This window comes from Rhodopseudomonas boonkerdii (assembly GCF_021184025.1).
Taxonomy (GTDB): domain Bacteria; phylum Pseudomonadota; class Alphaproteobacteria; order Rhizobiales; family Xanthobacteraceae; genus Tardiphaga; species Tardiphaga boonkerdii.
On record NZ_CP036537.1, the window covers coordinates 687,109 to 701,267 of the forward strand.

16 protein-coding genes are annotated in these 14,159 nt (G+C 62.9%); 6 read left to right on the forward strand and 10 right to left on the reverse strand.

The genetic code is table 11. From position 1 onward, the window contains the following. The first annotated feature begins 177 nt into the window (after nucleotides 1-177). Nucleotides 178-1,833 carry an FAD-binding dehydrogenase gene (locus tag E0H22_RS03180; protein ID WP_233024303.1) on the forward strand — a complete coding sequence of 552 codons (1,656 nt, stop codon included), beginning with the start codon at nucleotides 178-180 and terminating at the stop codon, nucleotides 1,831-1,833. A gap of 155 nt (nucleotides 1,834-1,988) precedes the next feature. On the opposite strand, the gene E0H22_RS03185 is transcribed toward E0H22_RS03180, so the two are convergent. The 10 genes from E0H22_RS03185 to E0H22_RS03230 form a co-directional block, all read right to left on the reverse strand. Then, nucleotides 1,989-2,465 (reverse strand): DUF411 domain-containing protein, encoded by a 477-nt coding sequence (locus E0H22_RS03185; RefSeq protein WP_233024304.1) that lies wholly within the window; start codon nucleotides 2,463-2,465, stop codon nucleotides 1,989-1,991. Between the two features lie 159 nt (nucleotides 2,466-2,624). Then, nucleotides 2,625-3,548: a copper homeostasis membrane protein CopD gene (copD, locus tag E0H22_RS03190; protein ID WP_233024305.1), complete on the reverse strand. Its 924-nt coding sequence runs from the start codon at nucleotides 3,546-3,548 to the stop codon at nucleotides 2,625-2,627. Continuing rightward, complete coding sequence (gene copC / locus E0H22_RS03195) at nucleotides 3,548-3,907, reverse strand: copper homeostasis periplasmic binding protein CopC (RefSeq protein ID WP_233024306.1); 360 nt, start codon at nucleotides 3,905-3,907, stop codon at nucleotides 3,548-3,550. Before copC ends, copD begins: the two co-directional genes overlap by 1 nt. Before the next feature lie 107 nt (nucleotides 3,908-4,014). Next, the gene (locus E0H22_RS03200) at nucleotides 4,015-4,317 is read right to left on the reverse strand and encodes a copper-binding protein (protein WP_233026105.1); all 303 of its coding nucleotides are present in this window, start codon (nucleotides 4,315-4,317) and stop codon (nucleotides 4,015-4,017) included. 95 nt (nucleotides 4,318-4,412) lie between these two features. Next, nucleotides 4,413-5,786: a multicopper oxidase family protein gene (locus E0H22_RS03205; protein WP_233026107.1), complete on the reverse strand. Its 1,374-nt coding sequence runs from the start codon at nucleotides 5,784-5,786 to the stop codon at nucleotides 4,413-4,415. 11 nt (nucleotides 5,787-5,797) lie between these two features. Next, complete coding sequence (locus tag E0H22_RS03210; protein WP_233026109.1) at nucleotides 5,798-7,240, reverse strand: TolC family protein; 1,443 nt, start codon at nucleotides 7,238-7,240, stop codon at nucleotides 5,798-5,800. Between the two features lie 17 nt (nucleotides 7,241-7,257). After that, the gene (locus E0H22_RS03215) at nucleotides 7,258-7,548 is read right to left on the reverse strand and encodes a hypothetical protein (RefSeq protein ID WP_233024307.1); all 291 of its coding nucleotides are present in this window, start codon (nucleotides 7,546-7,548) and stop codon (nucleotides 7,258-7,260) included. Nucleotides 7,549-7,623: 75 nt separating this feature from the next. After that, nucleotides 7,624-8,103, reverse strand: a complete 480-nt coding sequence (locus E0H22_RS03220) for a hypothetical protein (protein ID WP_233024308.1) — start codon at nucleotides 8,101-8,103, stop codon at nucleotides 7,624-7,626. 92 nt (nucleotides 8,104-8,195) lie between these two features. Next, nucleotides 8,196-8,471, reverse strand: coding sequence for a metal-sensitive transcriptional regulator (locus tag E0H22_RS03225; protein ID WP_233024309.1), 276 nt, complete (start codon nucleotides 8,469-8,471; stop codon nucleotides 8,196-8,198). A 50-nt stretch (nucleotides 8,472-8,521) separates the two neighbouring features. Next, on the reverse strand, nucleotides 8,522-9,418 hold the full coding sequence (locus E0H22_RS03230; RefSeq protein ID WP_233024310.1) for an AraC family transcriptional regulator: 897 nt from the start codon (nucleotides 9,416-9,418) through the stop codon (nucleotides 8,522-8,524). Between the two features lie 174 nt (nucleotides 9,419-9,592). Here E0H22_RS03230 and E0H22_RS03235 point away from each other — a divergent pair, with 174 nt between their 5' ends. The 5 genes from E0H22_RS03235 (at nucleotide 9,593) to E0H22_RS03255 (ending at nucleotide 14,147) form a co-directional block, all read left to right on the forward strand. Then, nucleotides 9,593-10,831, forward strand: a complete 1,239-nt coding sequence (locus E0H22_RS03235) for an amino acid ABC transporter substrate-binding protein (RefSeq protein ID WP_347340823.1) — start codon at nucleotides 9,593-9,595, stop codon at nucleotides 10,829-10,831. Nucleotides 10,832-10,896: 65 nt separating this feature from the next. Next, nucleotides 10,897-11,766 (forward strand): branched-chain amino acid ABC transporter permease, encoded by an 870-nt coding sequence (locus E0H22_RS03240; protein ID WP_233024311.1) that lies wholly within the window; start codon nucleotides 10,897-10,899, stop codon nucleotides 11,764-11,766. Next, a complete protein-coding gene (locus E0H22_RS03245; protein WP_233024312.1) occupies nucleotides 11,763-12,707 on the forward strand; it encodes a branched-chain amino acid ABC transporter permease in 945 nt (314 codons plus the stop codon). The genes E0H22_RS03240 and E0H22_RS03245 overlap by 4 nt, the downstream gene beginning before the upstream one ends. Then, nucleotides 12,704-13,441 (forward strand): ABC transporter ATP-binding protein, encoded by a 738-nt coding sequence (locus E0H22_RS03250; RefSeq protein ID WP_233024313.1) that lies wholly within the window; start codon nucleotides 12,704-12,706, stop codon nucleotides 13,439-13,441. The genes E0H22_RS03245 and E0H22_RS03250 overlap by 4 nt, the downstream gene beginning before the upstream one ends. Next, nucleotides 13,434-14,147, forward strand: coding sequence for an ABC transporter ATP-binding protein (locus tag E0H22_RS03255; RefSeq protein WP_233024314.1), 714 nt, complete (start codon nucleotides 13,434-13,436; stop codon nucleotides 14,145-14,147). The genes E0H22_RS03250 and E0H22_RS03255 overlap by 8 nt, the downstream gene beginning before the upstream one ends. Nucleotides 14,148-14,159 lie beyond the last annotated feature (12 nt).

Genomic DNA, 14,159 nt, shown 5'->3' on the forward strand with positions numbered 1-14,159 from the left:
CGAAACGGTTTTTTGTCTAGCAAGACCTCGCGGCGGCAGGACGATTCGAAGCGAGTGTTGCGCGCCGGATGCAGTGTTCGCCGCTCTGGAACAAACGAATGTGAATTCCGCAATTTTCGTTGACCAAAGTTCCGGCGCCCCATTCAATCTCTCTTAACGAAACGACGGGAGGGGACGATGGCTGTCGACGCGGATGTCATCGTGGTGGGCGCTGGCCTAGCCGGGCTCGTGGCTGCAACAGAAGTTGCCGATGCCGGCAAGCGCGTGATCGTGCTCGATCAGGAAGGTGAACAGAACCTCGGCGGCCAGGCGTTCTGGTCGTTCGGCGGTTTGTTCTTTATCGATTCGCCGGAACAGCGCCGGCTCGGCATCAAGGACAGCTTCGATCTCGCGCATCAGGACTGGATGGGCTCGGCCGGGTTCGACCGCGAGGAGGATCATTGGCCGCGCCGCTGGGCGGAAGCGTATCTTGCTTTTGCCGCCGGCGAGAAACGCGCGTGGCTGCGCGCGATGGGGCATCGCGTGTTTCCGATCGTCGGCTGGGCGGAACGCGGCGGCTATGACGCCATGGGCCATGGCAATTCGGTGCCACGCTTTCACATCACTTGGGGCACGGGGCCCGGCATTGTCGAGCCGTTCGAACGTCGCGCCCGCGAGGCTGTTGCGAAGGGATTGCTCAGCTTCAGGTTCCGGCATCGCGTCGATGCGCTCAGCATGACCGATGGAACGGTCGATGGCGTCAGCGGCGTCGTGCTCGGGCCGGCGAACAACGAGCGCGGCGAGAGCTCGTCGCGCAATATCGTCGGCGAGTTCTCGCTGCGCGCGCAGGCGGTGATCGTCGCCTCCGGTGGCATCGGCGGCAATCACGATCTGGTGCGGCAAAACTGGCCGCAGCGTCTGGGCGCACCGCCGCAGCGCATGATCTCCGGCGTGCCTGCCCATGTGGACGGGCGCATGATCGGGATTACGGAAGCCGCTGGCGCGCGGCTGATCAATCGTGACCGTATGTGGCACTATGTGGAGGGCATCGAGAACTGGAGCCCTATCTGGCCGAAGCACGGCATCCGGATTCTGCCAGGGCCGTCGTCCATGTGGTTCGACGCAACGGGCGAGCGGTTGCCGGCACCGCTGTTTCCGGGCTCGGATACGCTCGGGCAACTGCAATACATCCAATCCACCGGTTACGATTATTCCTGGTTCATCCTGACGCAGGCGATCATCAAGAAGGAATTCGCGCTGTCAGGCTCCGAACAGAATCCTGACCTCACCGGCAAGAGCTGGCTGCAGACCGCGCGCCGCGCGACGAATAAGGGAGCGCCGGCTCCGGTGGAGGCCTTCAAGGAACACGGCGCCGATTTCATCGTGCGCGATAATCTCGGCGATCTCATCAAGGCGATGAACGAGCTCGCCGGCAGCGATCTGCTCAAGCTCGATCGCATCAAGGAGCAGATCGAGGCGCGCGACCGTACGCTGGCCAATCCCTATGTGAAGGACGCGCAGGTGATGAACCTGCACAATGCGCGCAAATACATCGGCGACAGGTTGATCCGCACCGCCAGGCCGCATCGCATTCTCGATCCTTCGATGGGTCCGTTGATCGCCGTGCGATTGAATATCCTGACGCGCAAGACGCTGGGCGGGTTCGAGACCGATCTCGATGCGCGCGTGTTCGGCGCAGGCCAGCGGATCATTCCTGGTCTCTATGCTGTCGGCGAAGCGGCCGGCTTCGGTGGGGGCGGCATGCATGGCTACCGCTCGCTGGAAGGGACGTTTCTTGGCGGCTGCCTGTTTTCGGGCAGAACGGCGGGAAGAGCGGCGGCGAAGGCGGTGTAGCTGCAATGTCTGCGCACCGATATCGGCAAAAAGCCGTCCGGGCATGACGCCGGACGGCCCTTCGATGCGACTGCCGGTCCCCAAAGTCGTCCGGTTCCGTCCCACATTCAAAGGCTGAACCCGGATGGTTAAGAGTGGGTTAATCGCCGGCGACGTCAGCCGACGCTTTTCGTGCCCACGAACCGCATGAAGGGGCTCTGCCCGCTGGCCGCAAAGAGGATCACGTCATAGGCCACCGGGTTGCCGCCCTCCATGCCGGGAGAGCCCGCAGGCATGCCGGGCACCGCTAGCCCCAGCGCCGTTGGACGTGTTTCCAGAAGTCGACGTATCGCGTCGGCGGGCACATGCCCTTCAATCGCGTATCCGGAAACTTCCGCCGTGTGGCAGGACCACAGCGTGGGCGGGACCCGAAGCCGCATACGGATCGTCGAGAGATCCGACGTCTCATCGACGGTCACGGCGAAGCCGGCGCTTCGGAGGTGATCCACCCATCCCCCGCAACAGCCACAGTCCGGATCTTTGTGAACGTGCACGGTCGGGGCCTCGGCACGGAGCGACCGCGACGGTAGCACGAGGCCGGCTGCGAGCAGGGCCAATATGCTCCGGCGTGTCGGAAGATCGGTCTTGAGCATGGAAAACTCCTGTTGCTGAATGCGCCGATGAAGGAACAGCACGCCGGCGCTCTATAACGGATCAGGCCGCTATCGGTACGACTTGATCATGGCAAGTTCGTCGCCGCGTCGTCGTCTGAATTTGTCATCGAAGCCTCCTCGGGTTTGCTAGGTTATCTCTCATTGTCCGATCGCCGGACGGATCGTTCCGATGACGCTTACGCAGAGCAGGACGAGCAGGCCGAGGCCCTGCTCGCTCAGCACATGGATACGCAACTGTTTCTTCCAGGCGTCCGTGCCGCTGTGTCCGGCGGCCTCCAGCGCCGGCATTAGCCAAAGGCGGTTGGCCGCCGCGAGAGCAAGCATTCCCGCGAAGCAGACCAACTTAACCATCAATATCCATCCGTAGGTGGAAACGAACAGGCTGGACACCGATCCGACCAGGAACCAGCTATTGACCAGACCGGTGCCGATGAGCGTCGCCACGGCCGCATAGCCCATTCCCGAGAAACGCGTCAGCACACTCTCGACATCGATGGTGGCGGCGTCCATGCGCGTTGCGCGGTCGCGGAGCAGAATAATCCCGAGCGGGAGCAGCCCGCCGAGCCATGCTCCGGCGGCGAGCAGATGCGCGGCGTCGGCGGTGACATGCAACGCGCCCTCCCAACCATCTTTCATTTGCGCATGGCCGGCGCCGGCGAGGGAGGCGAGCAGTCCGGCGCCGAGGACGGCGATAGGCAGATCGCGTCCCACTGAGGATCGCGACGGCAATACGACCATGATGGCGACAAGCCCCGCCGCGACGGCCATGCGGATCATCCACACCACGCCGAAGCCGGTGTGGTGGACGACGGTCCCGACGACCTCGGGATCGATCACATCCGCAATCCCGCCGCTCATCCGGGCCACCGAAAAGGCGAACCATCCGAGGCAGCTGATCAAAGCGACGATCGCCGAGCAGAACAGGACTCGTCCGCGCCATCGGACCAGCCTGTCGGGCTCGGTAGCTGCATAGGCGTAGAGGGGGAAGAACGCCACGCCGGCAAGCGTCGTCGACGCCGCGTAGTGCAGGAAGCGGGACAGAACGAGGCCGAATTCGATCATCAGTGCGTCACGCCGAAAGAGTAACTGCCCTTGACCTTGTGGGTGTCGTCGGACACCGCGTACCACTCGACCCTGTAGTCGCCGGGAGCCAACTGGTCCGCGAGGGGGACGATCATCATCTTCTTGTTGGATGGATCGACCGTCGCCTTGCCCGTCGGGATCGTCTTGCCCGATTGGTCCTTGAGTGCGATTCCGGAGAATTGCGGAATGACGCTTTCATTGAACAGGATGCGGATCTGGCTGGGGGCAGTCGAAGCCTTGCCGGCGGGCGGTTCGGCAGACTGGAATTCGGGATGGGCGAGCGCCACATTGGAGGCGAGTAGTGCAGCCACGAGTGCGGAGATGGAGATCTTCGACATCGATCTTCCTTGATCGGATGGAGATGAGGGAGCTCGGTTGAGCATGTCGCATCACGCCGAGGACGATAACGAGGCATCCCCGCCAAGCGGGGATGCCGGGAATCGGTTCATTTGCTCTTCTGGATCTTCGTGATGGCGATGCCGTCACTGCCGCGCTCGGCGACGAACTGCACCTTGTCGCCGGCCTTGACCTGCTTGAGCAGAGCCGGGTCCTGAACGCGGAAGACCATGGTCATGCTGTCATCGTCCATGCCCAGACTCTTGATCGGGCCGTGCTTCAGCGTGATCTTCCTGGCCGCCTCGTCGACCTTCTTCACCTCACCCTTGACCATCGCGTCCTGAGCGAAGCCGGCCGAGATGGCCAGAATCGAGAACGCGACGAACGCTGCCGCGAGCTTGCTGGTGTTCATCATCTTTCATCCTTTCAGTTGCCAATTGACGGTGACGATCGCCGCCTGCAGTTCAAGTCGTCGTTTCACAGGTCTCCTTCTCGCTCGGGCGAGCATCACATCCCCTTCATGCCCTTGTGTTTCGTGGCCTTGGGCACGTCCTTTGCGGCTGCTGGCTTCCCGGTTTCCTGCCGCGCGGGTGCGGCTTGCGGTGCCTCGACTTCGTAGGCCACCGTTCCCTTCGGAAACTGATAGGGGCCGGGGTCGCGGTAATCGTCTCGTGCAAGGCCCTCGCGGATCTTCACCACGGTGAACATGCCGCCCATCTCGATCGGCCCGAACTGGCCGCTGCCGGTCATCATTGGAAGCGTGTTGTCAGGCAGCGGCATCTCCATCTCGCCCATGGCCATGCCGGTCGATCCCATCGCCATCCCGTCGGGCGCGACCTTGCCAAGCGCTTTTGCGATGTCTTTCTTGGACACACCGATCAGGTTCACCATGTCGTGGCCCATAGCGTTCATCGTGTGATGCGACTTGTGGCAGTGGAATGCCCAGTCACCGGGATTGTCGGCACCGAAATCGAAGGCGCGGATTGCGCCGACCGGGATGTCGGTCGTCGTCTCGGGCCACGCGGCGCTCTCCGGCACCCAGCCCCCGTCGGTGCAACTGACGGAGAATTTGTGCCCGTGCAGATGGATCGGATGGTTGGTCATCGTCAGATTGCCGATCCTGACACGCACCTTGTCGCCAAGACGCACCGGAAGCACGTCGATCCCGGGAAACACGCGGCTGTTCCAGGTCCACATATTGAAGTCGGTCATCTCGGTGACCTTCGGCAGATAGGTGCCGGGATCGATGAGATAGCTGCTCATGATGAAGACGAAATCGCGATCCACGGGTCTGAAGCTGCGGTCGCGCGGATGCACGACGATCATGCCCATCATGCCCATCGCCATCTGGACCATTTCGTCCGAATGCGGGTGGTACATGAAGGTTCCGCTATGCTTCATCTCGAATTCGTAGACGCAGGTCTTCCCGACCGGGATGTGAGGCTGGGTCAGTCCGCCGACACCGTCCATGCCGCATGGCAGGATGACGCCGTGCCAATGCACGGTGGTCGCCTCCGGCAGCTTGTTGGTCACGAAGATGCGCACCTTGTCGCCTTCGACGACTTCGATCGTGGGGCCCGGAGACTGACCGTTGTAGCCCCAGAGATGAGCCTTCATGCCCTCGGCGAATTCGCGCACAACCGGCTCGGCAACGAGATGAAACTCCTTCCAGTCGCCATTCATGCGCCACGGCAGCGTCCAGCCGTTCAGGGTGACGACGGGGTTGTAATCCGGTCCGGAGGAGGGATGCAGCGGCGGCTGCATCGACGTCTTCTCCATCGTCGGGGCTTCCGGAATGCTGGCAGCCTGGGCGCGGCCGGAGATCGCCGCTGCGCTGGCGAGAGCCGTCGCGGTGCCGAGGAAGTTGCGTCTGGACAGGATCGGATCGCTCATCAGTGACCTCCGCCGGCCGACGCCTGTGCGGTCGTGCCCGTCGTTTGGGATGGGGATTCGTCGCGGCCGCCGCCATTCACGGCGGTCTGCAGCGCGGAGTTTGCGAGCCAGAAGTCGCGCTTGGCGGCGACCCCTGCGCGCTGGGCTGCGATTCTCGCGGTGGCCTCGACCACCAGCGCGAATACGTCGATCTGCATGCTCGAATAGCGAAGCTGCATCTCTTCGGAGATGACCTGACGAAGCGGCAACACTTCGCGCTGATACTGAAGCGCGATGTCGTAGGTCGACCGATACACCTGGAAGGCGTTTCTCGCCTCTGAGCGGACGTTGATCGCCTTCTCCGTCAGCAGGTTGAACGCCTGATTGTAGATCTCGGCAGATTGCCGCACGCGCACCTCGCCGCCGTCGAAGATTGGAATCTGGAAGTCGATGCCGACGCTGCGGCTGCGGTTCGGGCTTCCAAGTTCCTTGCTCTGCGAACCCGACATGTCGAGCAGCGTCACGAAGCGCGTGGCCTGCGTGAGTTCGAGCGATTTGGCGAGCGCCAGAAGGTCGATGCGCGCCATCTGGAGATCGAGCCTGCGCTCCACGGCCTGCACCTCGATGAGCGGCAGCGTCTGCGGCTTGCGCGGAAGCTGCGGCAGGGTGCCGGGCAGCTTGATGTTGGTGTCGCGCCCCCACAGACCGAGCAGCCGTATCAGACGTTCGCGCGAACTCGCGGCCTCCTGTTTGGCCGACGCCAGATCTGCCGTGGTCTCGGCATAGAAGGCCTGCTGGCGGGCCTGATCCAGCTTGTTGAGCGAACCTGTTTCGCCGAGCTTCGTCGCGAGCTGCGCGGTGGTTTCGGCGATCGTTTTCGCCTCTGTCAGAACAGCGACAAGTTCGTTCGCAGCCGCGGCGCGATAGAAGGCGTCTCTGACATCGGCCGCCAGACGCAATGTCTGTTCGGCGGCGGTGAGTTGCGCCTTCTTGAAGCGCTCGCGCGCGATTTCGGAACGGAACGGCAGCGTGGCGATGGCGAGGATGTCGCCGGCGACCTGGCGCGAGACTTCAACGGTTCCGCCGCTGACGCTGCGCGACACGGAGAACGACGGATTGGGTGGCAGGCTGTCTGCGACCATGTCCGCTTCGGCGAGTGCAAGCTCGTTATAGGCGGCCTGAAGTCCCCGATTGTTGAGAAGGGCGATCTGCACGGCGGTGTCTACCGTGAGCGTGCGGGCTTTCAGCTTTTCAATAGTCTGTTCGGCGATGCGCGCGTCGTCGCCGGAGCGGATGGAAATGACATCTTTGCGGATCGCTGCGTCGGTGACGCCGGCAACGACGCTCATGCCCTTGTCCGGCGAGAAGCTGGCGCAACCGGAGAGCAGCAGAAGCGCTGCTATCGTGACGCTCGGACGCAACAGGCTGCGACCTACGGAATGGATCCGAAACGACCGGTTCATGTTCAGCATGTCACCCTCTACCTGCTGGACTTCGAAGAGGGAGAGACGTCGTCATTGCGCTGCCGCCATGCGGACGGCGAGACCGGCCGCATCGACGTATAGGGAGCCACCGTCGAACGGTAGCTCATCGGCGCGACGGGAACGCTCGGATCGGCCGGATCGGCGCGGAGCGGTGCCGTGACCGGCAGACAACCCCCGAGAGCCAGCGTTGCTGCCACAGTCGCAGCCAAGGCCACCGGTCTCATGTCGACGAGTCTCGTTGCCACCGAACGAACGGCGGCGATTTTCGCCCCAATAAGCGCAAACATGCTGATTTCCTGAACTGACGAGGGACCACAGGCGCACGCACGCTCCCGGCGCGGCGCCGCGTCTAGGCGATCAGATCAGGCGATGGGGGGACGGTAGTGGACGTCCGGCGCGTTGTCGGCCGTGGCACGGTAGCTCGTCGTCATGCGGACGACGGTCGGGATCGACGGAGACGTGATCTCCAGGAGCGGAGCCGGCATGGTTCCAATGCACATCAGCACGCAGCACTGGCCGCTGGTTGTGTGCGGCCCCTTTTGAGGAGAGGGGTCCTCGCTCGGCATGGCGATCGATGGATAGTCGTCGCCGGCTATCGCTGCCGGCTGGGCCTGCGCATGATCGTGGGCTGTTCCGTGGCCATGTGCGAGAATCGTCGGGTCCGACTGATCGTGGTCATGCATCGATCCCGTCGCGGCACCTTTCATTGTCATGCAGTGCGATGAGGCATCCTTGCCAGGCGCGGCGTAGGACAGCGTCGGTGCCATGATGCACAGCAGATAGACCCAGGCGATGATCCACCCTGCCTTCTTCCGCTGGTTCCTGGTGAGCCTGACGAGCATTGCCTATCGATTGCCTTCGCTCATGCTGATCGGTGCGCAGACCATATGCGCGAAATTCCCGGATGCTCGGTCGGAGCTGTCGGGAGGGCACCTCATCGCTCGGCCCTTCCGACCACTGCCATGAGCTCGGCGATCTTCTGCCGCTGCTCGGCCTTGTCGCCGCTCGCAATGGCGTGCTCGACGCAGTGCGACACATGATCCTTGAGAACCTCCTCCTCGACGCGGCGGAGTGCCGCACGCACCGCGGAGATCTGGGTTACAACGTCGATGCAGTAGCGGTCCTCGTCGACCATCTTGGACAAACCGCGTACCTGGCCCTCGATCCTGCCGAGGCGCTTCTTCACGGATGTCTTGATATCTGCACGCATGCGGCTCATATACCCCTACACGGTATAGGTTGCAACCCTCTCCGTGGCGATCACGGCCAGGCTGCATAAGACGGTCCATGGCGACCCGGACTGAGCCTCGCCCGCCGCCGGTAGGTGCCGGGCGATTCGTTCTGATGCTTGCGGAAAAAGCGATTGAAATAGCCGGGGTCGTGGAAGCCGAGGCCGTAGGCGATCTGTTCGACCGGTAGATCGAGTTGGCGCAGACGGGTACAGGCTTCACGGATCAAACGTTGATGCACGATGGCGCGCGGGCTGACGCCGGTTTCCCGTTTGCAATGAGCATGGAGCTTGTCATCGGTGACGCCGAGTGCCGCTGCATAGCGCGCGATCGGCCAGCCGTCGCGATAGTGCAATTCGACCATCTGCATGAAATTGCCGACCAGCCGCGGGCCGTCGCCGCGCAGCGCGACGTCATCGACCGGTTCTTCCGCGATGAGCGAGCGCCACAGATGCAGGCACATCAGCAGCACGTGGGCCGACAGCATAGTGGCGCTGCCACGACCCGGCGTGGCGAGTTCGCCCGCGAGCATGTTGCATGATGCTGCGATGGCAGCGAAACCTTCCGATGTCTTGGCGCCTTCCAGCAGCACCAGCCGATCGATGGTACGACGAAGATGCAGCGCTTCAGCCGACCCGGCGATGGTTTGCGTGAGCAGATCGTCGGTTATGGCTACCAGATAGCCCTGCGCGCCAGCCTCGATGTGCAGGCTTCCATCGTAGTCGCAGGGCAACCACAACAAGGCGGGCGACTGGAATGCGATCACGGTCCCCTGCAGGGTCGCTGTGCCGCTGCGGCTTTCCAAGATGAGCAGATGTGACCGGCGAAGATCGGGCTGGCGTATCGACCAGATGCGCGGCGACAGGCCAGACGTGAAGCGCTCGACATGGAGCGCGACGGATTTTTCGATCAGATCTCGAGTGTCCACGTCTATCCTTCTGCTTTGTCCTGGGACAATCCGTCGCGTGAATTCAATCGCGTTGCACGGATAGATGCAATCTTTCCCCGAATACGTCCAATTCCCAGCCCCGAGCGCTCCACTAGTCTCCGGCCATCGAGCGCTGCAAAGGCGTCGTGCAAATCATCTCCGGGGAGGGCAGACATGGGTTCAGTAACCAAGCAACGGGCAGTGGGATGGGCCGCCGGTCTGGCCATGATGGCGGGCGTGGCGACGTTCGGCTGGGGGGATGCGGCGCAGGCGCAGACCTCCGTCAAGATTGGCTATGCGATCTCACGTACGGGGCCAGCTGCCGGCGGTGCCGCGGTAACCACGATTCCCAATTACGAATTGTGGGTCAAGGAAGTGAATGCCGCAGGCGGCATCAAGCTCGGCGACAAGCGCGTCCCCGTTGAGGTCGTGCAATATGACGACCGTTCGAGCGCCGAGGAAGCCGCGAAGGCGCTGGAGCGGCTGATCAATCAGGACAAGGTGGATTTCATCCTGCCGCCCTGGGGCACCGGCCTGAACCTCGCGGTCGGCCCGATCCTCAACAAGGCCGGCTATCCGCATCTCGCTTCCACCGCCGTCACCGATCGCGCGCCCGAACTCGCAAAACGCTGGCCAAACAGCTTCTGGCTGCTCGGAACGAGCGCCGATGCCTCCAAGACCTTGGTGGAGCTGTTGGTGAAACTGCGCGGCGAGGGCAAGATCGGCGATACCGTGGCCATGGTCAGCATCGCCGACGGTTTTGGCATCGATCTCTCGGCCGCAGCGCGGCCGGCATTGGCAGCGGCAAAGTTCAAGCTCGCTTATGACAAAACCTATCCGGTCGGCACGCAGGATCTGGGTCCGATCGTGAATGAGGTGAAGGCGCTCAATCCGGACACCTTCATCGCCTTCAGCTATCCGCCGGACACGATTGCCATCACAGAACAGGCGCGCATCTCCGGCTTCAATCCGAAGGTTTATTACACCGGCGTCGGCACCGCCTTTCCGCTGTTCAAGCAGAAATTCGGCGCCAATGCGGAAGGCGTGATGGGCATCGGCGGCTGGAGCGGCGACAGCCCGGCCATCAAGGATTATCTCGCCCGCCACAAGGCCTCTGCTGCGAACGGCGCCGAGCCGGATCGCTGGGCCAGCGCCGTCACCTATGCCAGCCTGCAGATGCTGCAGCAGGCCATCGAGCGGGTCGGCAAAGTGGATCGCGCCGCTGTGATCAAGGATCTGCAGACCGGCAGTTTCGACACCGTAATCGGCAAGGTGAAGCTCGAGAACAACATGCCGACCAATTACTGGTGGGTGGGCCAATGGCAGGACGGCGAGTTCTATGGCGTCGCGCCTGCGGCCAATCAGGGTGCCCGCCAGCCGATCCTGCCGAAACCGGCCTGGAAGGCGCCGTAATCGCTGCACGCTTGATCGGAGCATGATCCCGCCGGGGTCATGCTCCTGCAATCCGGAATGATGGAATGACGAACGCGGTGCTCACCGGCCTCGTGCTGGGCGGAATGTATGCGCTGATCGCCATGGGGCTGACGCTCCAATATGGCGTAGCGCGGATCATGAATCTCGCTTACGGCGAATTCCTGATCGGCTCGGCCTTTGCGTCCTATTGGCTGTTCACCGGCTGGGCGGTGAGCCCGCTGGTCGGGCTGGCGGTGGTCGTTCCCATCAGCTTCCTGGTGAGCCTGTTGCTCTACAAGATTTTGCTGACCCCCTTGGTGCGCCGCGCCCGCACGCGCGATGCGCTGGAAGTGGACAGCATTCTCGCCACCTTCGGTCTGATGTTCATCGTGCAGGGCGTGCTGCTGACAATGTTCGGCGGGGCCTATTTCAGCTACTCTTTCCTCGCCATCCCGGTCACCCTCGTCGGCGAAGTGCTGGCGATGAATCGTCTTGTGGCGTTCCTTCTCGCTGTTGTGCTCGGCACGGTGCTCTATCTGCTGCTCACGCGCACGCGCATCGGCACATCGATCCGCGCGGTGGCTGTCGATCCCGCCTCGGCGCCGCTGGTGGCGATCAATGTGCCGCAACTCTCGGCGCTGGCCTTTGCAGCGGGTGGTGCGCTGGTCGCCGCGGCAGGCGTGCTGATCAGCATGTTCCTCACCTTCAGCGCCACCTCCGGCGTCGTCTTCACGATGAAGGCGCTGATCGTCGTCGTGATGGGCGGCATCGGCAATCTGATGGGCTGCCTCGTCGCCGGCCTGTTACTCGGCCTCAGCGAGGCGCTGGTCGCAACCTATATCGATCCTGGCCTCACCATTGCCGTCAATTTTGCATTGTTCCTCACGGTGCTGCTGGTCAGGCCTGCCGGCATTTTCGGGAGTGCGCGCCGGTGACCGCATCTCCGTTCCTGATCGGAGGCGTCGGTCTCGCCATCGTCGCCGGCCTTGCCTGCCTGCCGTTGCTTGTCGATGCCTATCATCTCGCGCTCGGCATCACGCTGCTGCAATTCACGGTGCTCGCCACCGCCTGGGGCATGTTTTCCGGCCCGACACGCTACGTCTCACTGGCGACGACGGCGTTCTTCGGCGTCGGTGCGTATACGGTGGCGGTGCTCGGGGAGCAGATGGCATGGCCGCTGGTGCTGGCTGTAGCGGCGCTGATCGGCGCGGCGACGTCGGCTATCGTCGGCCTCTCGACCCTGCGGCTGAGCGGCGTACATTTCGTGATCTTCACCTTCGGCCTGGCCGAGCTGGTGCGCCAGCTCGTAGTTTGGTTCGAGGTCAACAAGAGCCGTGTGCTCGGCCGCTATATTTTCCTCGATATCAGCCAACAGGACATCTACTGGCAGTTGCTGGTGCTGGCGGTCATCGTGTTCGCGACAGGTTGGCTGATCGCAAGGTCGCGCCTCGGTTTCGCGCTCCGTATCATCGGCGAGGATGAGACGGTCGCCCGGCATTGCGGCATCAATGTCACCTTTGCCAAGGTCGCGCTGTTCGTCATCTCGGCGGTGTTCATGACGCTGGTCGGCGCGATCATGGCGCCGCGCTGGACCTATATCGAGCCATCCATCGCCTTCAACGCGACGATTTCGTTTGAAGTCGTGATCATGGCGTTGCTCGGCGGCGCGCACCGGTTCTGGGGGCCGGCGCTGGGGGCCGTTCCGCTCACATTGCTGTTTGAATTCCTGGCGGCGCGCTTCCCCAGCACGTCCACGTTGATCATGGGCGTGGTGTTCCTGCTTATCGTCTATGCCTTGCCGGCCGGTGTCGTCGGCCTCATCGACAGGATCAGGATGCCCCGGCGTGACTCCCTCGTGAAAGGGAGCAACGCATGACGTCGGCAGGCACGCCCGTTCTCAAGGTCGAAGGCCTCACGCGCAGCTTTGGTGGCCTCGTCGCCGTCAACGGCGTGGACCTCACCATTCAATCCGGCGAGATCATCGGCTTGCTCGGGCCGAACGGATCGGGGAAGACGACGGCAATCAATCTGATCTCCGGCGTGCTGCGTCCCAATGCGGGCCGTATCATGCTCGACGGCACCGATATCGCAGGATGGCCGACTTTCAGGATCGCGCAGCTTGGCGTTGCGCGTACTTTCCAGTTAGTGCGTGTTCTCGATGGCATGACCTGCGGTGACAATGTGAGGGCCGGGCTTGCGTTCAATCGCCGTCCACGCAAGGAGAATGGCGCAGCGGTCGAAGATTTGCTCGCGCGCGTCGGCCTTGCCAATTGCAGCGCGCGTCCGGCTGCCGAACTCACTTACATCGATCGCAAGCGGCTGGAACTGGCGCGTGCGTTGGCATTGCAGCCGCGCCTGCTGTTGCTGGACGAATGGCTCGCTGGCCTCAATCCATCCGAGCTTTTGATCGGTATCGCGCTGATCCGTTCGCTCAAGGAAGAAGGGCTTTCCATCCTGATGGTCGAGCATGTGATGGAAGCTATCCGTTCGCTCTGCAGCCGCTGCGTGGTCATGAGCAGCGGGCGCCGTATCGCGGAAGGTGCCACCGATGCCGTACTGAACGATCCCTCCGTGATCGAGGCCTATCTCGGAGCGCCCGACCATGCTTGAGGTCTCCGGCATCAATGTCAGTTTCGGGCAGCATCGCGCGCTCAACGATGCTGCGCTAGCGGCTTCGCGCGGGGAGATCGTGGTCATTCTCGGCGCCAACGGCGCTGGCAAGTCGTCGCTGCTGAAAGCGATTGCGGGCCTCGTCGAATGTGGTCCGGGCAAGCAGGTGACGCTGGACGGACAGGATCTGTCTTCGCTGCCTCCGCATCGGATTGTCGAGAGCGGGTTGGCGCTGGTACCTGAGGGTCGTGGCGTGTTCGGGGAACTGACGGTCGCCGAGAATCTAATGCTTGGCGCCAATCCGGAGCGGGCGCGTTCCGTCGAGGCGGAGCAGCGTGAGAAAGTTCTGACGCTGTTCCCGCGGCTCGGCGAACGGCTGAAGCAGGTGGTGCGCACCATGAGCGGCGGCGAGCAGCAGATGGTCGCGATTGGCCGCGCGCTGATGTCGAATCCGGAAATGCTGTTACTGGACGAGCCTTCGCTCGGTCTTTCACCGCTGTTGGTGAAGGAGCTTTTCGCCGCGATCGGCCGTATTCGCGAGACCGGCATGGGGTTGCTGATGGTCGAGCAGAATGCGCGCGAAAGTCTGCGCATCGCCGATCGCGGCTATGTCATCGCCAATGGCAAGGTCTCCGGCAGCCGCTCCGCCGTTGAGCTGCAATCCGACGATTCCGTGCGTCGCGCCTATCTCGGCGGTCTCGCCTAGCGCGCCGTCTTC

What these genes read in the sequence shown, in the direction of transcription:
- E0H22_RS03180 (WP_233024303.1), top strand. Translation starts at nt 178, where the DNA reads ATGGCTGTCGACGCGGATGTCATCGTGGTGGGCGCTGGCCTAGCCGGG.
- E0H22_RS03185 (WP_233024304.1), bottom strand. Translation starts at nt 2,465, where the DNA reads ATGCTCAAGACCGATCTTCCGACACGCCGGAGCATATTGGCCCTGCTC.
- copD (WP_233024305.1), bottom strand. Translation starts at nt 3,548, where the DNA reads ATGATCGAATTCGGCCTCGTTCTGTCCCGCTTCCTGCACTACGCGGCG.
- copC (WP_233024306.1), bottom strand. Translation starts at nt 3,907, where the DNA reads ATGTCGAAGATCTCCATCTCCGCACTCGTGGCTGCACTACTCGCCTCC.
- E0H22_RS03200 (WP_233026105.1), bottom strand. Translation starts at nt 4,317, where the DNA reads ATGAACACCAGCAAGCTCGCGGCAGCGTTCGTCGCGTTCTCGATTCTG.
- E0H22_RS03210 (WP_233026109.1), bottom strand. Translation starts at nt 7,240, where the DNA reads ATGAACCGGTCGTTTCGGATCCATTCCGTAGGTCGCAGCCTGTTGCGT.
- E0H22_RS03215 (WP_233024307.1), bottom strand. Translation starts at nt 7,548, where the DNA reads ATGTTTGCGCTTATTGGGGCGAAAATCGCCGCCGTTCGTTCGGTGGCA.
- E0H22_RS03220 (WP_233024308.1), bottom strand. Translation starts at nt 8,103, where the DNA reads ATGCTCGTCAGGCTCACCAGGAACCAGCGGAAGAAGGCAGGGTGGATC.
- E0H22_RS03225 (WP_233024309.1), bottom strand. Translation starts at nt 8,471, where the DNA reads ATGCGTGCAGATATCAAGACATCCGTGAAGAAGCGCCTCGGCAGGATC.
- E0H22_RS03235 (WP_347340823.1), top strand. Translation starts at nt 9,593, where the DNA reads ATGGGTTCAGTAACCAAGCAACGGGCAGTGGGATGGGCCGCCGGTCTG.
- E0H22_RS03240 (WP_233024311.1), top strand. Translation starts at nt 10,897, where the DNA reads ATGACGAACGCGGTGCTCACCGGCCTCGTGCTGGGCGGAATGTATGCG.
- E0H22_RS03250 (WP_233024313.1), top strand. Translation starts at nt 12,704, where the DNA reads ATGACGTCGGCAGGCACGCCCGTTCTCAAGGTCGAAGGCCTCACGCGC.
- E0H22_RS03255 (WP_233024314.1), top strand. Translation starts at nt 13,434, where the DNA reads ATGCTTGAGGTCTCCGGCATCAATGTCAGTTTCGGGCAGCATCGCGCG.